This window comes from Flavobacterium caeni (assembly GCF_900101895.1).
GTDB lineage: Bacteria > Bacteroidota > Bacteroidia > Flavobacteriales > Flavobacteriaceae > Flavobacterium > Flavobacterium caeni.
In genome coordinates this window covers 15,463-37,413 of record NZ_FMVF01000007.1, presented here as the reverse complement: position 1 = coordinate 37,413, position 21,951 = coordinate 15,463, and the positions used below count along the sequence as shown (strand labels likewise).

General features: G+C 49.1%; 23 protein-coding genes. 6 read left to right on the top strand and 17 right to left on the bottom strand.

Features of this window, described 5'->3' with window-relative positions:
* Position 1: 1 nt before the first annotated feature.
* From BLP55_RS08075 to BLP55_RS08060, 4 genes are all read right to left on the bottom strand, one after another.
* Complete coding sequence (locus tag BLP55_RS08075) at positions 2 to 1,003, bottom strand: vWA domain-containing protein (RefSeq protein WP_091141846.1); 1,002 nt, start codon at positions 1,001 to 1,003, stop codon at positions 2 to 4.
* Entirely contained in the window at positions 1,000 to 2,622 is a 1,623-nt protein-coding gene (locus BLP55_RS08070) for a phenylalanine--tRNA ligase subunit alpha (protein ID WP_091141845.1), read from the bottom strand. The genes BLP55_RS08075 and BLP55_RS08070 overlap by 4 nt, the downstream gene beginning before the upstream one ends.
* Before the next feature lies 1 nt (position 2,623).
* Positions 2,624 to 3,490, bottom strand: coding sequence for a DUF58 domain-containing protein (locus BLP55_RS08065; RefSeq protein WP_091141844.1), 867 nt, complete (start codon positions 3,488 to 3,490; stop codon positions 2,624 to 2,626).
* Between the two features lie 84 nt (positions 3,491 to 3,574).
* Positions 3,575 to 4,579 (bottom strand): AAA family ATPase, encoded by a 1,005-nt coding sequence (locus BLP55_RS08060; RefSeq protein ID WP_091141843.1) that lies wholly within the window; start codon positions 4,577 to 4,579, stop codon positions 3,575 to 3,577.
* Between the two features lie 230 nt (positions 4,580 to 4,809).
* On the opposite strand from BLP55_RS08060, the gene BLP55_RS08055 reads away from it, so the two are divergent.
* From BLP55_RS08055 to BLP55_RS08040, 4 genes are all read left to right on the top strand, one after another.
* On the top strand, positions 4,810 to 5,673 hold the full coding sequence (locus BLP55_RS08055) for an aldo/keto reductase (protein WP_091141842.1): 864 nt from the start codon (positions 4,810 to 4,812) through the stop codon (positions 5,671 to 5,673).
* Between the two features lie 195 nt (positions 5,674 to 5,868).
* Positions 5,869 to 6,612, top strand: a complete 744-nt coding sequence (locus BLP55_RS08050) for an SDR family NAD(P)-dependent oxidoreductase (protein ID WP_091141841.1) — start codon at positions 5,869 to 5,871, stop codon at positions 6,610 to 6,612.
* A gap of 48 nt (positions 6,613 to 6,660) precedes the next feature.
* Positions 6,661 to 7,056, top strand: a complete 396-nt coding sequence (locus BLP55_RS08045; RefSeq protein ID WP_091141840.1) for a four helix bundle protein — start codon at positions 6,661 to 6,663, stop codon at positions 7,054 to 7,056.
* 23 nt (positions 7,057 to 7,079) lie between these two features.
* On the top strand, positions 7,080 to 8,219 hold the full coding sequence (locus BLP55_RS08040; RefSeq protein ID WP_091141839.1) for an ATP-binding protein: 1,140 nt from the start codon (positions 7,080 to 7,082) through the stop codon (positions 8,217 to 8,219).
* Here BLP55_RS08040 and BLP55_RS08035 read toward each other — a convergent pair.
* From BLP55_RS08035 to BLP55_RS07985, 10 genes are all read right to left on the bottom strand, one after another.
* Positions 8,216 to 8,761 carry a hypothetical protein gene (locus tag BLP55_RS08035; RefSeq protein WP_139149631.1) on the bottom strand — a complete coding sequence of 182 codons (546 nt, stop codon included), beginning with the start codon at positions 8,759 to 8,761 and terminating at the stop codon, positions 8,216 to 8,218. The two genes, BLP55_RS08040 and BLP55_RS08035, sit on opposite strands and share 4 nt — an antisense overlap.
* Positions 8,762 to 8,921: 160 nt before the next feature.
* Positions 8,922 to 9,476, bottom strand: coding sequence for a hypothetical protein (locus tag BLP55_RS08030; RefSeq protein ID WP_091141837.1), 555 nt, complete (start codon positions 9,474 to 9,476; stop codon positions 8,922 to 8,924).
* 126 nt (positions 9,477 to 9,602) lie between these two features.
* Positions 9,603 to 10,172 carry a hypothetical protein gene (locus BLP55_RS08025; protein ID WP_091141836.1) on the bottom strand — a complete coding sequence of 190 codons (570 nt, stop codon included), beginning with the start codon at positions 10,170 to 10,172 and terminating at the stop codon, positions 9,603 to 9,605.
* A 2-nt stretch (positions 10,173 to 10,174) separates the two neighbouring features.
* A complete protein-coding gene (locus BLP55_RS08020; RefSeq protein ID WP_091141835.1) occupies positions 10,175 to 10,717 on the bottom strand; it encodes a T9SS type A sorting domain-containing protein in 543 nt (180 codons plus the stop codon).
* Positions 10,714 to 12,162, bottom strand: coding sequence for a formylglycine-generating enzyme family protein (locus tag BLP55_RS08015; RefSeq protein ID WP_139149630.1), 1,449 nt, complete (start codon positions 12,160 to 12,162; stop codon positions 10,714 to 10,716). Before BLP55_RS08015 ends, BLP55_RS08020 begins: the two co-directional genes overlap by 4 nt.
* 64 nt (positions 12,163 to 12,226) lie before the next feature.
* Positions 12,227 to 12,802, bottom strand: a complete 576-nt coding sequence (locus BLP55_RS08010) for a hypothetical protein (RefSeq protein WP_091141833.1) — start codon at positions 12,800 to 12,802, stop codon at positions 12,227 to 12,229.
* A gap of 19 nt (positions 12,803 to 12,821) precedes the next feature.
* The gene (locus BLP55_RS08005) at positions 12,822 to 14,000 is read right to left on the bottom strand and encodes an RCC1 domain-containing protein (protein WP_091141832.1); all 1,179 of its coding nucleotides are present in this window, start codon (positions 13,998 to 14,000) and stop codon (positions 12,822 to 12,824) included.
* Between the two features lie 2 nt (positions 14,001 to 14,002).
* Positions 14,003 to 14,749, bottom strand: coding sequence for a T9SS type A sorting domain-containing protein (locus tag BLP55_RS08000; protein WP_091141831.1), 747 nt, complete (start codon positions 14,747 to 14,749; stop codon positions 14,003 to 14,005).
* 3 nt (positions 14,750 to 14,752) lie between these two features.
* Positions 14,753 to 15,784 carry a hypothetical protein gene (locus tag BLP55_RS07995; protein ID WP_139149629.1) on the bottom strand — a complete coding sequence of 344 codons (1,032 nt, stop codon included), beginning with the start codon at positions 15,782 to 15,784 and terminating at the stop codon, positions 14,753 to 14,755.
* Between the two features lie 257 nt (positions 15,785 to 16,041).
* Entirely contained in the window at positions 16,042 to 16,533 is a 492-nt protein-coding gene (locus BLP55_RS07985; RefSeq protein ID WP_139149628.1) for a hypothetical protein, read from the bottom strand.
* Between the two features lie 140 nt (positions 16,534 to 16,673).
* On the opposite strand from BLP55_RS07985, the gene BLP55_RS07980 reads away from it, so the two are divergent.
* Both BLP55_RS07980 and BLP55_RS07975 read left to right on the top strand, forming a co-directional pair.
* Entirely contained in the window at positions 16,674 to 18,458 is a 1,785-nt protein-coding gene (locus tag BLP55_RS07980) for a tetratricopeptide repeat-containing sensor histidine kinase (RefSeq protein WP_091141827.1), read from the top strand.
* Positions 18,455 to 19,207: a LytR/AlgR family response regulator transcription factor gene (locus BLP55_RS07975; RefSeq protein ID WP_091141826.1), complete on the top strand. Its 753-nt coding sequence runs from the start codon at positions 18,455 to 18,457 to the stop codon at positions 19,205 to 19,207. The genes BLP55_RS07980 and BLP55_RS07975 overlap by 4 nt, the downstream gene beginning before the upstream one ends.
* On the opposite strand, the gene BLP55_RS07970 is transcribed toward BLP55_RS07975, so the two are convergent.
* From BLP55_RS07970 to BLP55_RS07960, 3 genes are all read right to left on the bottom strand, one after another.
* Positions 19,196 to 19,585, bottom strand: a complete 390-nt coding sequence (locus BLP55_RS07970; protein ID WP_091141825.1) for a hypothetical protein — start codon at positions 19,583 to 19,585, stop codon at positions 19,196 to 19,198. The two genes, BLP55_RS07975 and BLP55_RS07970, sit on opposite strands and share 12 nt — an antisense overlap.
* Positions 19,586 to 19,665: 80 nt before the next feature.
* On the bottom strand, positions 19,666 to 20,799 hold the full coding sequence (locus tag BLP55_RS07965; protein WP_139149627.1) for a hypothetical protein: 1,134 nt from the start codon (positions 20,797 to 20,799) through the stop codon (positions 19,666 to 19,668).
* 13 nt (positions 20,800 to 20,812) lie between these two features.
* Positions 20,813 to 21,943: a pepsin/retropepsin-like aspartic protease family protein gene (locus BLP55_RS07960; protein ID WP_091141823.1), complete on the bottom strand. Its 1,131-nt coding sequence runs from the start codon at positions 21,941 to 21,943 to the stop codon at positions 20,813 to 20,815.
* Positions 21,944 to 21,951: the final 8 nt, after the last annotated feature.

The following is a 21,951-nucleotide window of genomic DNA, read 5'->3' as shown; positions in this document are numbered from 1 at the left end:
CTTAAATAAAACTTCTAAAAACTGTATTTCTGAGTCCGACTTCGGCCAGGACCAGCCCAAGGGCCAGCCATACGAACGGTCGGTATTTTTCGTCGTAATCGTAGTAGCGCAGCTCCTCGATTTCGGTGGTTTCTAACTTGTTGATCTCGTTGTAGATTTCCTTGAGCTTGTCGTTGCTCGTGGCCCGGAAATACTTGCCGCCCGTCTTGCGCGCGATGCTTTTCATGAGTTCCTGATCGATTTCTACCTGCATCATGCGGAACAAAAACTGTCCGTTGGGTGCAATCGCATACGGGAATTCGGCCATGCCGTTGGTCCCGATACCGATGGTGTATACCTTGATGCCGTACTGTCTGGCGATGTCCGACGCCGTTTCGGGTTCGATAAAACCCGAATTGTTGACACCGTCCGTCAACAAAATGATGATTCTCGATTTGGCCTTGCTGTCCTTCAAACGGTTGACGGCCGTGGCCAGTCCCATCCCGATACCGGTACCGTCCTGCAGCACATTGTCGTATTTGATGCTTTTGATGGCTTCGAGCACCAGAGGCTGGTCGCTTGTCACGGGCGTCTTGGTATAGGCTTCGGCGGCGTAAACCACGAGTCCGATGCGGTCATTAGGACGATCTTCGACGAACTTGGCGGCCACGCGTTTGAGCGCCTCCATCCTGTTCGGTTTCAAATCCTTGGCGAGCATACTGCCCGAAACGTCCACAGCCATCACAATGTCGATGCCCTTGGTTGTCTTGGTTTCGTTGCTGATGTCTACCGTCCGCGGACGCGCCATCGCTACCACAAGCGAGGCCAACGCGAGCAACCTAAACACAAACAGCATGGGCTTGAGTTTGGGTAAAATCGACGTCGCGCCTTGGAATCCCTTGGTAGAGCTCATCTTGAGGCTCGGCGATTGTTGTTTGCGTCTCAAAAAAAACCACACCGCGGCCAACGGCAAAAGCGCGAGCAGCCAGAAAAATTGCGGGTACATAAACGTCACTTCTTTCATGGCGCGGCTTTTTTGAGTTCAACCGAATTGATGATGCGCGACAAAATGTCCTTGCCGTACGCATCGCCCTCTTCATAAGCCACCATGACCTGCTGCAATCCGCCGTCCTGCTTGAACAACAGGATTTCGCAATATACCTTGTAGCTTTTTTGCGCGATCGGGTCAAGGAACATCATCGTGCCATAACCTCGGATACCCGTAATGCCTTGCTGGGTCGAGAATTCCTCGGGTTTCATGAAAATGTTTTTGGCGCCGCGCATCTCGAGCGTCTGTAAAACCCCTTCGTACGATTGGTTCAAATCGAGCTCGGTTTCATTGGCGAATTTCATCGTCGAGACCATCGAATAGAATTTGCCCGCGAGGCTTCCGTAGGAGAAAATCGTCATGTCTTTGAGAAATGCCATGGCATCCTTGGGCACGGCATCCGACGATTTCTGGCGTTTGAGCACATGCGGCGTTTCGAGCTTGACACCCGGATCGCCGTATTCGCTGTACACCCATTCGCCTTCGAGCAGTTCCTTGGTCTGGCTGCCGATGACGTTGTCCTTGACATACGTAAATCCTTTGGTGATCACGAAATAGGCCGTAACGCCCACCAGCGCAAGCACCACAAAACCGGCCGTCGCCAGGATGCGGTTGCGTTTCTGACGGCGCAGCATTTTTTCGTGCAACGCTTTTTTATAGGCCAAATCGTCGATTTCCTCTTCTTCCTGTGGGATGGCCTTGTCGAGCGTGACGATGACTTTTTCGATTTTATTGCGGTCTTCGGTGATCTCGAAATCGAGCGGCTTTGATTTGGCGAATTTGACCAAATCGGCCTGGCGCAACACGCGTTCGAGGTTTTCGACCGTCTCGGGCGTAAGCGACATTTTTTTCTGTACCGATGCGGCGCGCAGGGCCACAATCAGTTCAGAGGTGGTGCTCTCCATGGCCGGGATGTGGATCGCTTCTTCGATGTAATTTCGGGCGATGTCGGTGAGCTCGCTGTAGTACGTTTTGACTTCGCCTTTTTGCCAAAGCTCTTTCTTTTCGAGCGTTTGTAACAACATCGTTGCTTTTTCTATCGGCGTTTTGTAGGCAAACTCATCGGCTTTGAGCGCCTGTTTTTTCTTGAGGTAATGGTACAGAAAATAACCGCCCGCGCCAATAGCAATCAGCAACAACAGGTAAATCCACCAATCGCCGATTTCGTCCTTGACCGGCACGATGTCCTTGATGTCGTACATTTTTTGCTTGAGTGTATCGACAGCCACATTGGCCACTTCTACGCGGATGCTGTCCGAAAAATGCGGCTTGCCATTGATGATGACCGGCAGTCGCGGCACCATGTACCGGCCCGAATCAAACTGCGTGAGCCCATATTTTTTGACGAGTTCGTAACGGTCGCCTTGAGCAATGGTATCGGTCGGGTATTCCTGGATGACTTCGAGCGCGCCAAAGTTCTTGAACGCCGGAAAGGTTACTTTCGAGAGCGTATCGACATTGGTCTTGAGCGTGAGCTTGAATTCGGCGCCGATTTTCTTGCGCGTCGAATCGATGGCCGTCGTGACCTTTTTTTGCTGGGCAAAACCAATCGCCGAAACCAGCGCAAGAACAAGGATGTAAACGTATTTCTTCATGCTAAGTCCTCGATTTAAAATAACCGAGCAATTTGGTCACGTAACTTTCGTCGACGCGCGTGCTCACCACGCCCGACCCCGATTTGCTGAACGTTTCCTTAAAATATTTGACCTTTTCCTGGTAGTATTTTTCATAGGCCGTGCGTACCGATTTAGCGCCCGTGTTCACGAGTTGGGTTTGTCCGGTTTCGGCATCGAGCATCGACACCATGCCCAGGTTCGGCATTTTCTCTTCGCGGATGTCATACACGCGGATACCCGTGATGTCGTTTTTCTTGGACGCAATCTTGAGCGTTTGTTCGTAATCGTCGGCCATAAAATCCGAAATTACAAAAACGATCGCCTTCTTTTTTTGCGTGCCCGACAGGAACTTGAGCGCCTGCGCCACGTCGGTCTTTTGGCTTTTGGGCTTGAATTCGATAAGTTCGCGGATGATGCGCAGCACGTGCGAACGGCCTTTTTTAGGCGGTATGTAAAGTTCGATTTCGTCCGAGAACAAAATGAGCCCGATCTTGTCGTTGTTTTGTGTGGCCGAAAAAGCGAGCGTCGCCGCAATCTCGGTCACGATGTCTTTCTTGAACTGGTTTTGGGTCCCGAAACTTTCCGACCCCGACACGTCGATCATGAGCATCATGGTCAGTTCGCGCTCCTCCTCAAAAACCTTGATGTACGGCTCGTTGTAGCGCGCCGTCACGTTCCAGTCGATCGCGCGTATGTCGTCGCCGTACTGGTATTGGCGCACTTCCGAAAACGTCATACCGCGGCCCTTGAACGACGTATGGTATTCGCCCGAGAAGATGTGATCGCTCAGCCTTCGGGTCTTGATTTCGATTTTGCGTACTTTTTTGAGAAGTTCCTTCGTATCCATTTTAAATGTTTAAAGTTTAAGGCTTAAGGTTTCTGGCGCAACGTGATAATTTTGAACTTGAAACATTAAACTTTTAAACAAAAATTACGGCACTTCGACTTCGTTGACGATTTTGTTGATGATGTCTACCGACGTAATGTTCTCGGCCTCGGCCTCATACGTCACGCCGATACGGTGGCGCAACACATCGTGCACTACGGCGCGAACGTCCTCGGGAATCACATAACCGCGGCGTTTGATGAATGCATAACACTTGGCGGCGGTGGCCAGGTTGATCGAGCCACGTGGCGAGGCGCCGAAACCGATGAGCGGCTTGAGGTGCTCGAGTTTGTATTTCTCTGGGTAGCGCGTGGCAAAAATGATGTCGAGGATGTATTTTTCGATTTTTTCGTCCATGTAGACTTCGCGGACGGCAGCCTGTGCGGCCACGATCTGCTCGACCGAAATCACGGCGTTGACTTTGTCGAATGTACCTTTGAGATTCTGACGGATGACCAGTCGTTCTTCTTCCTGTTTCGGGTAATCGATGACGGTCTTGAGCATGAAACGGTCGACCTGCGCTTCGGGCAGCGGATAGGTTCCTTCCTGCTCGATCGGGTTTTGCGTGGCCAATACCAAGAACGGTTTGTCCAGTTTAAAAGTCGTGTCGCCAATGGTGACTTGCTTTTCCTGCATCGCCTCGAGCAAAGCCGATTGCACCTTGGCCGGCGCACGGTTGATCTCGTCGGCTAGGACGAAGTTGGCGAAAATCGGGCCTTTCTTGATCGAGAACTCGTTGGCCTTTATGTTGTAAATCATGGTTCCGATGACATCGGCGGGCAGCAAATCGGGCGTGAACTGGATACGGCTGAAGCTGCCGTGCACCGCCTGCGAAAGCGTGTTGATGGCCAAGGTTTTGGCCAATCCCGGAACGCCCTCGAGCAAAATGTGCCCTTGACCCAAAAGCCCGATGAGCAAACGCTCGACCATGTGTTTTTGGCCCACGATGACCTTGTTCATTTCCATGTTGAGCAGTTCGATGAACGCACTCTCCCTTTCTATTTTTTCATTGATCGCCCTGATGTCCAGAGTGGCCGAGTTTTCTTCCATGGTGTGCTTTTGTTTGCTGGTTATTTTCGAGGGTGCAAATTGAATTTTTTTTTAAAAATCAGATGTTAAAAAATGGTTAAAATATCCGTGAAGCCTTTGGTTTTAAGGATGATTTGTGATTTCGTTTTTATATTTTTAAGACCGATTCGCGGCGGCCAAAAATGCGCTTTTTTTAAATTGTCGTTTTGGTTTTTTGCCCGTAACTTTATACCACACTAAAAGCCAACAAGATGTCTTTATCCAAAATCGTCGCGGGCACCATGAATTGGGGGCTCTGGGACAAAAAACTGAGCACTCCCGAAATGGCGCAACTCATACACGTTTGCGTCGAGAACCAAATTACTACTTTCGACCATGCCGACATTTACGGCGGGTACACCACCGAAGCCGAGTTTGGGCGTGCTTTTGCGCAAAGCCACATCGGTCGCGAGAAAATCCAGCTCATCTCGAAATGTGGCATCAAAAACCCCGGCGGCGCGCGCGACATTGCGCTCAAACACTACGATTATTCGAAGGATTACATTGTTTGGAGCGTCGAACAATCGCTAAAAAACCTACAAACCGACTACCTCGATGTGCTTTTGTTGCACCGCCCGAGCCCGCTCATGATTCCCGAGGAAATCGCCGTGGCCGTGACCAAGCTCAAGACCGAAGGCAAGATCAAAAGTTTTGGGTTGTCGAATTTTACGCCTTCACAAACCGATTTGATCCGCAAGTTCACGCAGGTAGACTACAACCAGATCCAGTTTTCGGCCACACATTTTGCGCCCATGGTCGACGGCAGCCTTGATCACATGCAAACGCACAACATCCGTCCGATGGCGTGGAACCCGCTAGGCACCATTTTTCGCGAGGATACCGAACAAACGCGTCGGCTCAAGAAACTGCTGGCCGACTTGGTCCAGAAATACGGCGTCGGATCTGATTTGATTTTGCTCGCGTGGATCTTGCAGCATCCGGCAGGTGTCATTCCGGTGGCGGGAACGGTGAACGTGGCGCGCATACAATACCTCAAAAAACTCGACGACATCAAACTCGACCTGGAAGATTGGTTTGCGATTTGGACCGAGAGCATGGGGAAGAAAGTGCCGTGATAAAAATAAATCGTTGTCGTTTCGAGATGCTGCGTTAGGGATAGCAGCGAAAATCCTTTTTTGATGGAGCGTAGCGGAATTGAAAAAGATTGCAGCGAATAGCCCGGCGCTGGCTTGAATAAATTTCAAATGTAGACAGACTTCCCAGCCAGCGCAACGCCCCAATAAATAAGAACAATAAATAATAAATAATAATTGAAAACAGCATTAATCACCGGGGCAACCAGCGGCATTGGAAGGGAAACGGCGCGCGCCTTCGCCAAATTGGGTTATAAACTGATTTTGTGCGGACGCCGCCAAGACCGTTTGACGGAACTGCAAAACGAATTGGCCACACCGACGCATGCCTTGCTTTTTGACGTGCGGGACAAACAGGCCGTGGCCGATGCGATCGCGGGTTTGCCTGCCGATTTTTCCAGTATCGATATTTTGATCAACAACGCGGGCAATGCGCACGGGCTCGACCCAATACAAACGGGCGATCTGGACGACTGGGATGCGATGATGGACATCAACGTCAAAGGGCTGTTGTATGTGTCGCGTGCGGTGATTCCGGGGATGGTGGCGCGCAACAGCGGGCACATCATCAACCTGGGTTCGATTGCGGGCAAGGAGGTGTACCCGAACGGGAACGTGTATTGCGCGACCAAACATGCGGTGGACGCGTTGAACAAGGCGATGCGGATCGATCTGGTACAGCACGGGATTCGCGTGGGTGCGATACATCCGGGCATGGTGGAAACCGAATTCAGCGAAGTGCGATTTAAGGGCGATGTGGAGCGCGCGGCAAAAGTGTACCAGTCTTTTACACCCTTGAAACCCGAAGATATTGCGGATATCATTGCGTTTGTCGTGACGCGTCCGTACCATGTGAACATTGGTGATTTGGTGGTGACGCCGACGGCGCAGGCTACGGCTACTATCGTTAAAAAAGATTGATTATTTTTTATTTTTATTATTTATTAGCCATTCAAAATTTTACACGCCATGCAATATCAATCATTCGAAGAATTAGAGATTTACAAATTAGCACACCGTTTGTGCGAGGAAACTTGGGAAATTATGACTTTGTCTCCGTTGTCTAAGGATTTTAGGTTAAAGGACCAGATGAATGGATCCTCTGGCTCGATTATGGATAACATCGCCGAAGGTTTTGGCCGCGGCGGAAACAAGGAATTCATTGCTTTCTTGAGTTACTCGCGCGGATCTTGCTGTGAATATCGGTCGCAGCTGAGGCGTGCTTTCGACCGCCGGCACATCGACGAAACAAAATTCGCCAGTTTGAACCAATCGGCTCAAAACATCAATGAACAAATTTCCCGATTCATCAATTATCTAAAATCCTCCAAACGTCTCGGTCCTAAATTCGACAATAAAAAATAACAATAAAAAATCAAGAATAATCGGTGATCAACAAACGCCTCCTTATCAAAAACCTGCTCGCGCACAACGACGAGAGCAGTTTTTATGACAAGAAGCGGCAGTTGAACCTGCACACCAAGGAAGGCAAGGCAAAATTCCTGAAGCACATTTGCGCGTTGTCGAATTCGAATCCGACGAACAATTCGTACATCGTGGTGGGCGTCGAGGACCAGGACAACGAGATTGTGGGCGACGATTTTTTTGACGACAGCCGCATCCAGAACCTCGTGAATGCCTTTTTGGAGAATCCCCCTAAAATTCAGTACGAGAACGTGCCGTTCCCAAATTTGCCCAAGGACCGCGTGGTGGGGCTGGTGACGATTCGGCCCAAAAACAAGGTGTCGTTTTTCAAGAAAGGCATCTACAACATTATGCCCGATACGGTTTTTGTGCGCGTGGGCAGCAATTCGATGCCGCTGGACGGGCCGTTCGAGAAAAATTACCAGAACACCGAAACGGTGATCGGGATCGAGAACAATTCGCGCAATTCGATTGCCTATACGCTCGACGGTGTGATCGACTTCATGAATGTCAAACACAAGGACATTTCGCCCAAATACAAGGTGTTCAAGGAATTGTTCGTGATTTGCTGGGCCGGAACCAAGCGCAAGGTGCGCGAGCAGACGTTTTTGTCACGTGTCGATATTGCGCTGATCAACGAGCAGATCAAGCTGTTTTACTCGGCGCAGGACGATGTGACAATCGAGTACAACGACGACACGTTTACAATCATCGAATATGTGCCGTTGGGTTTGAACGACCAGACGAGCTATTATCCTTTAGAAAAGCAAACCATCCGGTTTTTTGACAACGGGTATTACAAAATTGACCGGCAGATGTTGTTCGAGCCGCCCGAATACAGCCGCAAGATGCTGTTTCACATTTACAACTCGAACCAGGCCCTGATCGACAAACTCCAGAAAGGGTTTGACCTCTCGGAGCGCGAGTTGCGCGATTTGTACAACCTGCCGTCGACGTTCATGATTTGTTACCTCAACGGTTTTGACGAAGCCAAGCAAAAACTCATCGACGCCAAATTGCTGCTCAAACCGTTCCCGAAAGCTTATGTCGCGTTTAAGGAAGCGATGCGGATTTTGCGGAAGATGAAATACGATGTGGGTTAAGGCCAAGACGTGGTATCGATCTTGAAACTACCTTCGGTGATTTCGATGGTTTCGGAATCCGAGGTCGATTTGTAGGTGCCTTCAAACGTTCCTTGGATTTCGGTATCGGTACGCGAGGTCAAAGTGAGCCTGAACGGATAAATCGACAACGAATTGGCCGCGCTGGTAAAGGTTTTTCCATCGGCGTTTTTGTACACGCCATAGGTTTCGGGCAGTGTCGTCGGCGCAAAGATATGGTCGCTGTTGTATTCCACGCCTGTAGCTACCGCGCCATAGGTGTATGTTCGGAACGACATGCTTTCTACTTGCGACGGGTCGTAGAATCCGCCGCCAAAATAGCACGTTTGCGTACCTTCGGTAAACGCCATGTCCATGCTGGCGTAGGTGATGTCCGACAACTCGATCGGCTCGCCGTTCAACTTAAACTTGACAAAATAGTTTTCCTGGTCGGGCGGTTGCACGATGGGAATTTGCATGTTGTCGTTGTCGCTGCTGCACGAAAACAAAGCACCCACAAGCACTGCGAATAGTATATTTCTCATAATTTTCTTGATTAAAATTGTTTGTATGCCCTTTTTGATTTTTCGCCAACGATCGGAACAAGCGCACGCCGAGCAAAGAAAATGGAATGGTATCTTGTAGGGCGATGACCTGTTAAAATGTCCAAGCAAAAATCGGTGTTCTTCTTTTCGGTCGGAGCCTTTACGCCGCCGTCAGCTTTTGCCGTACCGCATCTTTGTACTGTCGCATTTCTTCTTTAATGCCTTTGTTGATCCAGTAAATGAAAACCCCGGCCGCGATAGGCGCGATGATGGTCATGATGAGAATCAATCCGCCAAAAAGTACAGCGAAACACAAAACCAGCGTCACGGTGCTGACAAAAAACTTGATCAGTACTTTGTCGTTGTAATGTGCATTGCCGGTGCTGTGGTTAATTACGCCCACATACTGTGTCTTGGATCCGTTTTGCGCGGTGACCACCGTCACGCGGTTGCCTTCACGACAGGCGATGTTGATGTCCTGGAGTTGAAAGGCGCGTTCCGATCCGTCTTCGGCAATCAAAAACAGTTCGTCGTGCACCACCGTGGTCGATGTAATCTTGACGTTCGAACTGGCACCGGTTCCTTTGTAGGTGAATCCGCCACCGCCACCGCCGTGCACTTTGGTTTCCATATTTTTGGAGGCTTGGGCCACGGTTCCAGTAAAAAATGAAGTGGTGAACATGTTGCCTTTTTTGGGTTGGGTTGAAAATGACATAAGAATATGGTTTAAAGTTGATAATGCTTTTTTATTTGATTCAAATGTCTGTTTATTTCCAACCATACGGGGGCTGTTTTGAGTAGACGTGGCGCCTGACTGATTAAATGCCCGACAAAAGTCGATCTAGAAACATTGGATGTCCTTTTTATCAAGGTAACATTCAATCCACAAAGACACGCCGTGCGCGCCGCCCTCGGTATAAATCTTCATCCAAACCGGAACCTTTCCCGGAAATTTCAGTTCATAAAACACATTTCCGTCTTCGCAGTCCTTAAAGACTTTCGATTCGACTTTTTTGCCTTTGAACAAAAACTTCGGGTTGGTATAATCGGTTGATTCGTCCATATCCATCAAATCGTTGCTCAACCCCGAACTGATTACAAACTGGTTGACCGACTTTGCATTGCCGCTTAGCTCTACATCCCAAGTACAGGTCTTCTTTCCGCCGCAGTCGATGGTTTCCCCCTGGACCGCGACAACCGCAGCCGCAGACTGTGTGTGCTTTTTGGTGAAGGAATCGATTTTCTTTTTCGAAAATTTGAGCTTCGGGTTCAGTTGCCCAGTTTGTGCCCAAGCGGTTTGACCTTGGGCGGGAATCAGGCTTGACATAAGATCGTAGAGCTCAATTTTGGGGGCTTGGGCGTTGGCCGATAGGCCGATGCCGAGCAGCAGGATTAAAGTTAATTTTTTCATGACTATTGTTTGATTAGTTTGACAGATGCTCTTTTTTGACCTGCGTTGATTTGCATAAAATAAACACCTGCCGGACTTTCGAAATCGACTTCCAGTATTTGTGAAGGGCCGTAATTCTTAGACCAAACCCGTTGCCCATTTGCGTTGATAATGTTTATCGTTGTTGAGTCATAAGGTTGTCCTAATTCTACGTATAGCATCCTTTGGCTCGGATTGGGATATACCTTGAACGCCGATCCAAAATCGAATGCTTCCTTTTTAAGCAATTCGATTGACCAAACCTCTGACGAAGCCCAGCCGTCACCTACACCGCCATTGTATATATTATTTCCGGGCTGTGCATAAAGTGCCGCCGCCCAACCATCGCCTTGGCCTCCGGTAAAAATGTTGTTGGCGGTTTGCGAATACATCGCTGTTGACCAGCCGTCGCCAATTCCGCCGTCGAAAATAGCGTTGTTTGGTGCGTTTTGCGCATACGTTCCAACAGAAAGAAGCGACACTATTGCAAAAATAATTGCTCTCATATCTACTAGTTTTGAAATCATGGCGCAGTCCTTACCAAACGGATACCTCTCGACACATGACCACTGCCTATTGTAGGGGTATTGGCATAATATCTATCGGAAATCCTACCTCTCTCTAGTTCTCCTGCCCCACCGTTGAAGCGCGCGCCGCGCACGCCGAGTGCCTCGGGACTTATCCAGGCAGAAATGTCTGTATTGCCGCTAGCAGTTAGTGCGCCGTCTCCATGCACTGTATCTGTAATGACACGTCCCTCCGGGGTTCCAGCAAATACCGTAAACTCCAAAAGATTGTCAGACATATTCATCACGCCGTAGTAGGTGGCACCGCTCAACGCTCTGGTGGAACCTGATGGTCTTGCAAAAATACCGACACGCGTTGGAAGCGACAAAGGAAAATTACCGTTGGTGCTTTTGATGTGGCAATTGGCACCTTCTGTCGCAACCGATTCAATGGGTTGTCCTATATTGTTTATGGCTGTCAGTTGTGTATACGCTGTTGTACCCCATGCAAATTCATTGGGAAATGGCTCGATGACGCCCCGGCATGCTTTTTCGAACTCCATCTCGGACATCGGCCGAAGGCAAGACCAATCTGCAAACGAGGCAAATTCCCCATAATTGAGATTGTTGTTGGCGCGGTCGGGAACCATCGGCTGGAAGTTAGGATGAGACGTTCCTGCAAAATTAGCACTTGTCGATGCATTCATGTTTGCGGCTTGAGTGGCTTCAATGTTGTTTAAGAAATCGGCATATTGTTGCTGGCTACATTCGTATTTCATGATCCAGAAAGCATTGAATCCGTTGGGAAAAGTATCCGGAATTGATGTTCCCGTTCCGCCGCCGTTGAGATTGAGATTCCCATCAGCATTTCCAATTACTATCGGATGGTCACCGGTTACAAGATACGCGCCGTTGGTCGACCCCACGCCCGTGAAACATTTGGATTCTTGCCCCCCGCTGCCCAACCAATACTCCCCCGCCGGGATGTAGACCATTTCCAGCGCAAAAGCCTTGAGTTCTACCGTGTCGCTATCGGCCACGCCATCTATCCCGTAATCCCAAATGAATTGGTTGTTATTGAACGCCACGTTGCCGATGCCGGTATTGTTTTCCGCGCGATAAAGAAATGCCCCTTTTCCGCGTGTATTGTCTGTGGGGTTGGGCGCAACTTTTATTTCGCTTCCGGCCGCTGCTGTAAATCCTGAAGTTTTCAGGGTACAATGCCGCCAAATATCTGACCCGCCCTTTTTGTATTTGATAATGATCCATGCGCCGTCGTAATTTCTTTCATTGGTCAAAGTGCGCCAACTGTTTTCCCAGCTGATGCTCAGGTTGACCGGCAACGTATGGTTTGCGGTATTTTGTGTTCCGGACGAAATACCGGTAATGGCAATGTTGTTCGCATGTCCGATGGTTAACGACCCGAAGAGCGTCCACATCGCAAATAATTTAATTGTTTTCATCATTCTTATTCTGTTAGTTAAACTTGATTAGTTTGTCTCGTCCTAAAAACAGGTTGAGTAAGTGCAATTACATACGGGAAAGCATGTCTTTTTTCGATAGGAATACTGTAATTGAAAAGTCGTTCGATTGCTCTTCACGGTACGCAGGAAAAGTAGACGTCTGTATCCAAACCAACGGCTTCCCGGGAAACTGCACCTCATAGTAGATTACACCACCCAGACCCTCATCTATTTCTTTCTTGACTATTTTGGCGGTAAATTGCTTTTTCCCAAACAACTTTTCGAGCTGGATGGCGGGAAGCCCATCGGGAGGCAACTCCAATACAATCAAATTGTAGGTCTTGGTGGTCGGGCCTGACAGTGTCACACTAGTTTCACATGGTTTTCCATCGCATTTTATTTGTTGGGAATCGTAACCCAGCATCGCTTGTCCGATGATGTTGTATTCTATTATTTCTTTGCTCGGCGTCGCTTTTGTCCAGGTGACCAATCCTTTGGTCGCGTCTTTTGCAGATTGCCATGATGTGGTTTTGCCCGCGTCGGGGATCAGTTTGAGGATCAGATCGTAGGCTTGGGTATTGCTTTTCTGGGCGTTGGCCGACAGGCCGATGCCGAGCAGCAGGATTAAGATTGTTTTTTTCATGATTTTGGTTTTTTAGCTTTTACAAAGGCCAATGCATGGGAACGGGGTTGTCGGCCGGACGGTCGTTGGCGTAGCCGAACAAATGATAGCGGGCACCCCATCCGTAAAGGGCTTGGTCTGATTTAACGACATAGCAAAGCCCGCCGCCCATGGCTACTTTGGTCCAATGGGTATCTGTATTGGGTTGGACCGGCGCGGCATCATATAAATTGTTCGCTCCGCCGCCATTAGCCCGTAAACCCCAGGCCCAAACGCTCCCGTCAGATTTTAATGCGAGGCAACTGTAATACCCGGCGGCTATCGAAATCCAATTTGAATCGGTTCCTACTTGCCCTGGTGTGTCGCCACTTCCTGCTCTGCCCAGGCTTCCCATTTGCCCCGACCCCCAAGTATACAAAGCGCCATTGGATTTGATGGCCATAGACATTCCTTGTGACACCGCTACTTGCGACCAATCGCTGTCGGTTCCAACCCTAACGCGATCGTGTGTAATCAATTGACCCGGATTACCAAACACATCCAGCAAGTCATTGCCCCAAGCCCACAGTTCACCATTGTTTTTTACCGCTAATACATGGAGGTTGGCCGAAAATTGCTTCCAGTCGGTGTCCGTCGAAATTAAAAACGGCGTCAACACATTTTGATTATCGAGTGCGAACTGGGTTCCCATGCCTAGCGAAGTACCGCTGCCCCAACCCCATAAAGTGCCGTCGGTTTTTTGGGCAATGGTCATGTTGGAGCCTGAATCGACGGTCTTCCAATCGCTGTCGGTACCGATTTGTGTAAGCACATAGGTGTCGGTTTGGTTGCCGATGCCGAGTTGTCCGTTGTTGTTTTGGCCCCAACCCCAAAGCGTCCCGTTGTTCTTGATCGCAAAAGACGGACTACCGGCCACCACGAGCTTCCAATCGTTGTCGAGTCCGATTTGTATGGGTGTACTTAACTGGCTGCCATTCTTGACGCCATTGGCGAAACCGCCAGAGGAGTTGTTTCCCCAGACCCAAAGCGTACCATCGGTTTGGATCGCCAACGTATGGCTGCCGCTTGTTGAGATTTCGCGCACTTTCATGGTGTTGCCCATTTGTGTTGTTGGTGGTATTGGGTTAGCTAAGCTCGAATCGTCACCGCTGCAGCCCAATGGCAAGGCGGCGAGTGCACAAGCAACAAAAAGGTGAGCTATTGCGACTGTTCTTTTCATGACTATTGTTTGATTAGTTTAACAACATAAATTTTATTGGCTTCCTTCCAAAAGTAAGCGGTGTAAATCCCCGCCGACAAATGCGACAAATCAATCTTTGCGGTTTGATCGACCACGGTATCGAGCATTTGCTTGCCGTGGATGTCGTGGATGATCAGGCGTGATTTGCCGGAATCGAGTTGAATGTTGAGTTCGGATTGGATGGGGTTGGGGTATACCTTAATGCCCATCTTATCGAGTTCGGCGATTCCCATATTCTCCGAAACTTCTACATCAATTTTATAATTGGTATGAGAAAACCGCCCGTTGCTGTCGATGGCCCGAAAGAAAACGTTGTGCAGGCCCGGCGTCAAATCAAACGGTGCCGAAATCGAAAGCGGCTGAACCTCATTGTTTACAGAGAGAAACTGACCGTTGCCAAACCCCGGATCGGCGTCCCAATAATACTCCATACCAACAATCGCAGGGACTGCAGCATCTATGGTTTGAAATGTATGAAAGTTCGTCTGTCCCCATACACCATTCGAATCGCAAGTGCGAAACCCGGCCACATGAAGACCGATCTCTGTTTCTGCTGGAATCGGAATGCTGAACCCGAAATCGGCCACTTGATTTTGAGCGGGTAGCATAAGCGTCGTGGCTTGCCCATAGCCCGGATCAGAATCGATAAAATATTCCATCTTGACCATCGATTGCGCGAAGCCCGACAACGAGCCCAGAAGCGCACAAAAAATTGCAATTGTTCTCATGGCTTAGTTGTTTGCGCGCGTGCTCAAAGTGACATTGAGTTGTCCGCCGGCTGCAACGCCGGTTGGTGACAGAATGTTGTAGATTGCAGGAATCGCTGGAACGCCGCTGATCCTGTACGGAGAAGATCCGCCGAACATGCCCACCTGCTGCCCCGCCGGGGTTCCCTGGTAACAGCCTGGACATTCGTTTTGCGGCTTGAGTTGGTACTTTTTGTCGCTCGACGCATTGAGATCGGCAAAAATGTTCGCTTGTGGTACGCCAAACACATTGGTGCCGCCGTTGAGCCACGCAGGCTGCGCAAAATCGAACAAATTGTGGTGGATGTTGTTGATGCTGTTGTTGTTTTGGTTGATCGAACTGCCCAAAACAATATTGTTGTAGAACGGCTGGCCTTGGATGTTGACAATATTCCCGAATACATTTTGTGATATTACAGCGATAAAATGTTCTGGAATCGTCAAATTCGGGAAGAAATTATTTGTAAGAACGACATTCGTTACTGGCCCCACAAATACTGCAATGTCGTTAACGAAACTCTGCTCAACTAAAATATTGGTTATCAAATGATCGGCGTTGTTGTTAAAGTCCAGCTCTTGCTCCAAGTTGCAACGACGGATTGTGATATTACTCAAATCGGTGTTTGTAAAAACGATGCTTGCCACAGATCCTTGCGCGGTAAGCTCCAACCCCGATACACTCGATCCGCTTGAACCCACATCAAAAGTAATCCTTCTGATACGCGCCGCGAGCGTATTGTGTTGGGTGCTCGGATTTTCGTTGAGGAAGTACCCGCTGCCCACAAAGTGAATGGCCTTGTTTTGCACGATCACATTGCCGTAGTCCATTGCCGAAGCCTCTACATAAAGCGTGTCGCCCGACTGTACAGTACTTACGGCCTGTTGCAAATCATTGAATACGGTCACGCCATTTTGCGCAATGTTGTACGAAGGGTTGTTGTTTACGCGCCACTTGCGCGGCTGGGCATTACCTGAAAAAATGACCAACAGGAAAGCCAAAAAAGTAATTGTTCTCATTGTGTTTTGTTTTAATGTTAATTTAATTCAAATCTATCCCAAAGCTTCCACCCACAACCAATCGGTTGAGTGCCTGCCCATTTTCATTGATTATGTGCGGCGGCATCAAAATTGGGCAATAGCATACCCGATCAGTAAAGCGGAAAAAGTCGATTGGGGAGGCATGCGATGCGGAAACGTGTAAGTGAAGGGGCTTTCGTGAAGCAATATATGATTTTTTTGCACACTCCGACGCTATCTATCTCAAAATACGACATTTATCCCATGTCCCGGCCTGGGTTCCGTGACCCGTTGGTAAAGATGTTGATGTGTACCGTCGCGTCGTTTTGCCGTTTGTCTTTGCCGTTTGCCTCGAAGAAGCCCAGCAAACCCAGCACGAAAAACAACCCGAAACAAAGCCAATAACCAAACGCCATTTGCATCGTTTCAATGGCTGGTTTGCCCACGAAAGAAAGCTGAAGCAACACCAGGATCACGATGCCCATGGCCGAAAAAAGCATCGAAATCCCTTTACCGCAACGGTGCACCATCGCGCAAAATAGTGCCGCAACCGTAACGGCCAGCAACAAAATTCCCCACAGGTTGGGCTCGAGCTCAAACAGCCCCATACATGCCATCGATCTTCCGAAAACCAAATCGAGTCCGGTAAAAGCACACTGTCTGCGGTTATCGACCGTCACAAAATCAAAAAAGAAAGTCCCCAGCGCATTCCAGCACACGATTGCCTTTAGGGTTCGGATTACGGTCATGGTCTTGGTTTTTTTGTGCAAGATGTAGCGGTTGGTCGCGCCACGCACGCCTTTTTGATTGCGCGCGCTATGCGGTTGATTATCTGTACAACTTTGAGATGTTTTCCTATATTTGTTAAAACGTATAATCCGAGACCGTTATGTTTCAGAAAATAGCGCTTGTGGCGATCTTTTTTGTCACGCCATCTGTATTTGCGCAACAGCCCATGGACAAGATGATCGATTCGTTGCGCACCGATCTTTCGCAACACACAAAACAAGATACCGTACGCGCCGAAAACATGATTGCGCTAGGCGACCTGTTGCAACGCACCGACGCCAAACAAGCGTTGGCCATCACGCAACAAGCCACAGACCTCAGCCGAAAACTGCAGTGGGAACGCGGCGTTTTTTCGTGTTTGCGTCAGCTGGGGACGATTTATGCTGCCCTCGGAATTTACGACAAGGCGATCGAAAAACACCTGCAGTCGATGACCAGCCTGGAAAAAGTCAAAGCCGATCCGAAGAAAAAAATCCTTGGCAAGGCGACGGTTTATAATAACCTCGCGATTTGCTACACCCGCATGCGCATGTTCGACAAAAGCATTGCCGCCAACAAAAAAGCGATCGCGTTGTTCCAACAAATGGGCGACGACCGAATGCTCGCGGGTGGGTACATCAACCTGTCGTCGGCCTATATGGACAGCGGCGATCTCAAGTTGGCCGAATCGACCATCGACGAATCCTACCGACTGGCGCAAAAAACGGAATACATCATTGCGTATCTGTATTACTTCAGCAACAAGGGTAACATCCGCAACCAGCAAAAAAAATATCCCGAGGCGATTGCGTTCTACAAACAAGGGCTGGATCTGGCCCAGAAGCTCGGCGCAGCCGACATGGTCGCCGAAATCACCATCGCGCTCGGCGAATGTTACTACTACAGCGGACAATATGCGCAGGCACGCGAACACCTCGAAAGCGGACTCGAAACGGCCAAGGCGATCGATTTGGGTTCGCTCAAATACCAGACACTCGGGATCCTGGCCGAAACCTACAACCACCTCAAGATTTACGACCGCGCCTATACGACATACAAAGATTTTGCGCAACTACGCGACAGCATCATCGGATCGGAGAAAAAAGAAGAAATCGCGCGCAAGGAAGTGCAATTCGAAGCCGACAAAAAACAGGCCGCGGCCGAAGCCGAAATCGAACGTCAAAAAGTCATCCGCTACGGAACCATCGGGGGCAGCGCGGTTTTGCTGTTGTCGGGCTTTTTGCTTTTTACGGGCTACCGCCGACGTCAATCGTCGGAGCACCGCGCGGCCGTGGCCAATTTGCGTACGCGGGTTTTGCGGTTGCAGATGAATCCGCATTTCATTTTCAACTCGCTCAATTCGATCAGCGACTACATCGGCAAGAACGACATCAAATCGGCCGACTATTATTTGGCCAAATTCTCGAAACTCATGCGCGGCACGCTCGAAAATTCAGAGGAAACCACCATTCCTTTGGCCGACGAACTCAAGATGCTCGATTTGTACATGCAACTCGAAGCGGTGCGTTTGAACCAAAAATTTACGTTCGAGTTCAAGGTAGACCCCGATATCGATCCCGAAACGACCTTGGTTCCGCCGCTCATCCTGCAGCCTTTTGTCGAAAACAGCATTTGGCATGGCATGACCGACAACCAAGGGCCCGGAAAAATAACCATCGAAGCCACGCGCCGCAACGACATGCTGCAGTGCGTAGTCGAAGACAACGGCTCGGGCCGAAAAAACACGGCCAAGAAAGACGGCAAGTCCTATGGTGTGAAAATCACCAAGGACCGGATCGAATTGCTCAACAAAATGCAAAACACCAACGCATCGGTGCATTTGGTCGACCTCGACAAAGGAACGCGCGTCGAAGTGTTGTTGCCGCTAAACGAATCCGAAGTATGATCCGGGCCATCATCATCGACGACGAAGCCCATTGCACAAGCCGTATCGAGCGACTGGTAGCCGATTATGCGCCGGGGCTTATCGAAATTGTAGACACCGCATCGGACATCGACGCGGCCTACACCGCCATCAATGTCCACAAGCCCGACTGTATTTTCCTGGATGTACAAATCCACGACCAGACGGGTTTCGATTTGCTAAAACGGTTCGAAAAAATCGATTTTCAGGTGGTGTTCGCCACGGCATACGAGCAGTACGCCATCCAGGCTTTTCGGTTCAGCGCGATCGACTATTTGCTAAAGCCCGTCGATCCAGACGATTTTGTGCAAACGGTCGAAAGGCTTTCGCAACGCACCACCGCCGAACCATCGACCGGCGCGTTCGAGATTGCCTCGGACCACTTTCAAAACCTCAAGAACGGCAAGCTCACGGTCGCAACGTCTGAAGGGAAAGAAATTTTCGACATCCCCGACATCGTCCATTGCGAAGCGGCCGGCAACTACACCATTTTTACGTTCAAGAACCGCAAACCGCTCAAGGATTCGCGTACGCTCAAAAAATACGACGAGATCTTGACCAAGCACGGCTTTTTCAGGATCCACAGCGCGCACTTGGTCAATTTGGATTATGTCAAACGATTCGAAAACGGCAAGAACAGCTTTGTGGTGCTCAAGGACAATTCCAAACTGCCCGTTTCTACGCGCAGGAAAGACGATTTTTTGCAGCGGTTGGCCGAACTATCCGCGTAATACCTCTGGCAGCCGCCTTGGATGCCGGTAAGGAATGCGAACCATGTCTTTCAAGGTTTTGAACGCATAAACGGTATTGGTGTAAAAAACCCTGATGATCACCGTGTACTGCTGCGGAACCGATAGCGGAACCGCAAAATTGTTGTTCAAATAGGCGATCGTAGACCCGAACCCTTCGATAAAAAAAGCGTTTACGGTAAGCACGTTTCCGGCGAGCACATAATTCCAGGAATCGAAATAATACAATTCCTCGGCTTCTGTGGTCAGGCTGACGTTTACCGTTTGCAGATCGATGGGCGTAATCTGTACGTTGTGGATGTGAATCGCAAACAGGCCGCTGTTGCACAAACCCAACAAGGCGGATAAAAAAGTTTTCATGGCGTAAAGTTTTAAAAAAGGGAGACCGACGCGGCCTCCCCTACCCAAATTCACTAAATTATGATCAAATAAGAACGTAGCTATTCAAATTCGTTGAGCCCATAAAGGATTTCCTTCATCTTGGTCCCGTTGATTTCTACGGGTTTGTAGGCCGTATTGAATTTTTGGATGGCCAGCTCGATGTCCGACCGGAGTTTTTTGTATTCGTGCGGCAGCTGGCTTTCGCACTGTTTTTGGTTTTCATAGCTGTCGAGGATGATCTTGAATTTCTCGTAGAACTTGGCCCCTTGGTCTATGAAACTATTGTACTGGTTGATGAATTGCAACAACCGATCGATCGGAAACTCGACGTTCACCTGCATCCTGTATTGCGCGCTGCCGCTTTCGTTTTTCATACGCGACAGATACTCGTTCATTTTTTGGGTGACGGTTTCCCAGTCGTCATTTTTTCGACATTCCTCGAGCGAGGGCATGTAGCCGATGGGCTTGGTATAGTCGCGAAACAACGTTTCGATATCTTCCTTGACTTTGTTGTTGCTGGTCTGCAAAAAAGCGGTCTCGAAATAAATCGTATTGAGGTCGCCTTGCATGCGCAACGTAAAATCGAGTATGCATTCCACGCGGGCCAATTCTTTTTCCTTTTCTTCTTTGGTCAGGGCCGATCCGATCATGTTGGTGAACGTCTGTACCAGCGACACGATGGTGTTGGTGCCGAGCACGCCGGTCAAATCGACGGCAAACTTTTTGTCCTTTTTGGCGGCAACCACTTCCTTGAGCTTGGTGTACTCTGGGTACTGGTTCGGGTTGGAGATGCGGTTGATCTCGCTCAGCGTCCTTACCGAAGCAAAATGATGGTCGAGCCCGAGCACTTTTTCATACAACGACTTGATCACCTGCAAACCTTTGAGGTACCGGATCTTGCAAACTTCGTTGGTGTTCTCGTCGGCCAACGCCGTCATTTCGTCCATGATTTTTAGCCGATGCGCCAACAGTTCGACTTTCGCCTCGGTGGTCTGGGCAAAATACAGGCGTCCGCACACCTGCTTCAGCTCGATTTGTTTGTCGAACCGCAACGCCGCATAATTCCAATTCGTGCTGTGGATCGCTTGGTGCATCTCGCGCATGATCTGGCCCGGATCGGACGTATTCGGTCTTGAAAACGACAGATGGACCTGCAAAAGCAAGAGTACAACCCAATACCGCTGTGTTTTCATGGTGTGTCATTTCTTAGGGTTTCACCACAGGACTTACTTGCAAATCGATGGCGCTCCAATCCTCGGTCTTGTTCAAAAACGCCTGCCACTCACAATTGTTCTCGGGGGTGACTTTTTGTCCGTTGACCGAAACTATTTCGTCGCCGAGGTTGTATCGGGTTTGTTTTCGTTCCTTGAGCGTGACAAGCAGCTTGTCTTTGGCCGTCACTTGGTATTGGACTCTTTGCAAAAACAAGTCCTCAATTTTAAGATGATTGCGTTTGGCGTAAACTTTATTATTGCTGTAATCGATGATCCAATCGAACCCTTTTAGGAATTGGATGCCGACGACCTGCGATTTGATCGTGCCTGAAAGAATAGGTTTTGCGTTCAATTTGTGACCCGCGATTAAAACCGGGACTTTTTCGAAATATGTCTCCGTTCCTTGCGTTTGCGAAATGGCCGTTGCAAACGCCGACCCATCCAATTCCATTCGGTTGTAGTTGTCCCAGTTTAATTTTTCATCGTAGGGCATCACAATCTGGCCTGTGTAGCCCGTATCGAAAGTAAACTTATGCTCGGTTCCGGCAACAGTCAAATAGATGTATACCTTACCCAAACTACACGTCGACTTAACCTCCCTGTATCCTTTGTTTTCCAATCGGCTTTGCATTTGCGCTTGGTCGATGAGGCATATCTTGCCATCCGTGAAATTCAAAAACAATGGATCCTCCTGCCCAAAAAAGCAGTCGGTCCCAATAATCCCTTTTATTGACGAAGACCCGCACTTTGACTGAGGTTTCGAAATCAAAGTCACGACTTTGTTCTTGCTCTCGAAAAGCGTCGTTTCAAAATCGACCGTTACGCTGCGCCTGGCAACCGCATTTTTCCGGTCTGAACCAACAACCGTTCCCAGCGAACCCACCTCCTTTTTATACAAATCGGTAATAACCGTCGTATCATTGATTATGGTAAGGGTTGCTCCGGTGTCCACCAGTAAATCGTGTTTTTTTCCATCGATTGTTGTTTTGAGCACAATTGCCCCGTCGCTCAAATCGAAGGACTCGCATTGCTTTTTATGGACAATTTCCTGGTCTTTGATTTGTCTGACTGCGGTACAGGAAATCAAAACGGTGCAAAATGATAACAGCCAAAGGTTCTTCATAAGTATCG

Coding starts and splice junctions, on each gene's coding strand:
- BLP55_RS07975 (WP_091141826.1), top strand. CDS start 18,455: ATGATCCGGGCCATCATCATCGACGACGAAGCCCATTGCACAAGCCGT.
- BLP55_RS07960 (WP_091141823.1), bottom strand. CDS start 21,943: ATGAAGAACCTTTGGCTGTTATCATTTTGCACCGTTTTGATTTCCTGT.
- BLP55_RS08010 (WP_091141833.1), bottom strand. CDS start 12,802: ATGAAAAAAACAATCTTAATCCTGCTGCTCGGCATCGGCCTGTCGGCC.
- BLP55_RS08060 (WP_091141843.1), bottom strand. CDS start 4,579: ATGGAAGAAAACTCGGCCACTCTGGACATCAGGGCGATCAATGAAAAA.
- BLP55_RS08030 (WP_091141837.1), bottom strand. CDS start 9,476: ATGTCATTTTCAACCCAACCCAAAAAAGGCAACATGTTCACCACTTCA.
- BLP55_RS08055 (WP_091141842.1), top strand. CDS start 4,810: ATGTCTTTATCCAAAATCGTCGCGGGCACCATGAATTGGGGGCTCTGG.
- BLP55_RS08075 (WP_091141846.1), bottom strand. CDS start 1,003: ATGAAAGAAGTGACGTTTATGTACCCGCAATTTTTCTGGCTGCTCGCG.
- BLP55_RS08020 (WP_091141835.1), bottom strand. CDS start 10,717: ATGATTTCAAAACTAGTAGATATGAGAGCAATTATTTTTGCAATAGTG.
- BLP55_RS08045 (WP_091141840.1), top strand. CDS start 6,661: ATGCAATATCAATCATTCGAAGAATTAGAGATTTACAAATTAGCACAC.
- BLP55_RS07970 (WP_091141825.1), bottom strand. CDS start 19,585: ATGAAAACTTTTTTATCCGCCTTGTTGGGTTTGTGCAACAGCGGCCTG.
- BLP55_RS08005 (WP_091141832.1), bottom strand. CDS start 14,000: ATGAAAAGAACAGTCGCAATAGCTCACCTTTTTGTTGCTTGTGCACTC.
- BLP55_RS08025 (WP_091141836.1), bottom strand. CDS start 10,172: ATGAAAAAATTAACTTTAATCCTGCTGCTCGGCATCGGCCTATCGGCC.
- BLP55_RS08065 (WP_091141844.1), bottom strand. CDS start 3,490: ATGGATACGAAGGAACTTCTCAAAAAAGTACGCAAAATCGAAATCAAG.
- BLP55_RS08035 (WP_139149631.1), bottom strand. CDS start 8,761: ATGAGAAATATACTATTCGCAGTGCTTGTGGGTGCTTTGTTTTCGTGC.
- BLP55_RS07980 (WP_091141827.1), top strand. CDS start 16,674: ATGTTTCAGAAAATAGCGCTTGTGGCGATCTTTTTTGTCACGCCATCT.
- BLP55_RS08070 (WP_091141845.1), bottom strand. CDS start 2,622: ATGAAGAAATACGTTTACATCCTTGTTCTTGCGCTGGTTTCGGCGATT.
- BLP55_RS07995 (WP_139149629.1), bottom strand. CDS start 15,784: ATGAGAACAATTACTTTTTTGGCTTTCCTGTTGGTCATTTTTTCAGGT.
- BLP55_RS07965 (WP_139149627.1), bottom strand. CDS start 20,799: ATGAAAACACAGCGGTATTGGGTTGTACTCTTGCTTTTGCAGGTCCAT.
- BLP55_RS07985 (WP_139149628.1), bottom strand. CDS start 16,533: ATGACCGTAATCCGAACCCTAAAGGCAATCGTGTGCTGGAATGCGCTG.
- BLP55_RS08000 (WP_091141831.1), bottom strand. CDS start 14,749: ATGAGAACAATTGCAATTTTTTGTGCGCTTCTGGGCTCGTTGTCGGGC.
- BLP55_RS08015 (WP_139149630.1), bottom strand. CDS start 12,162: ATGATGAAAACAATTAAATTATTTGCGATGTGGACGCTCTTCGGGTCG.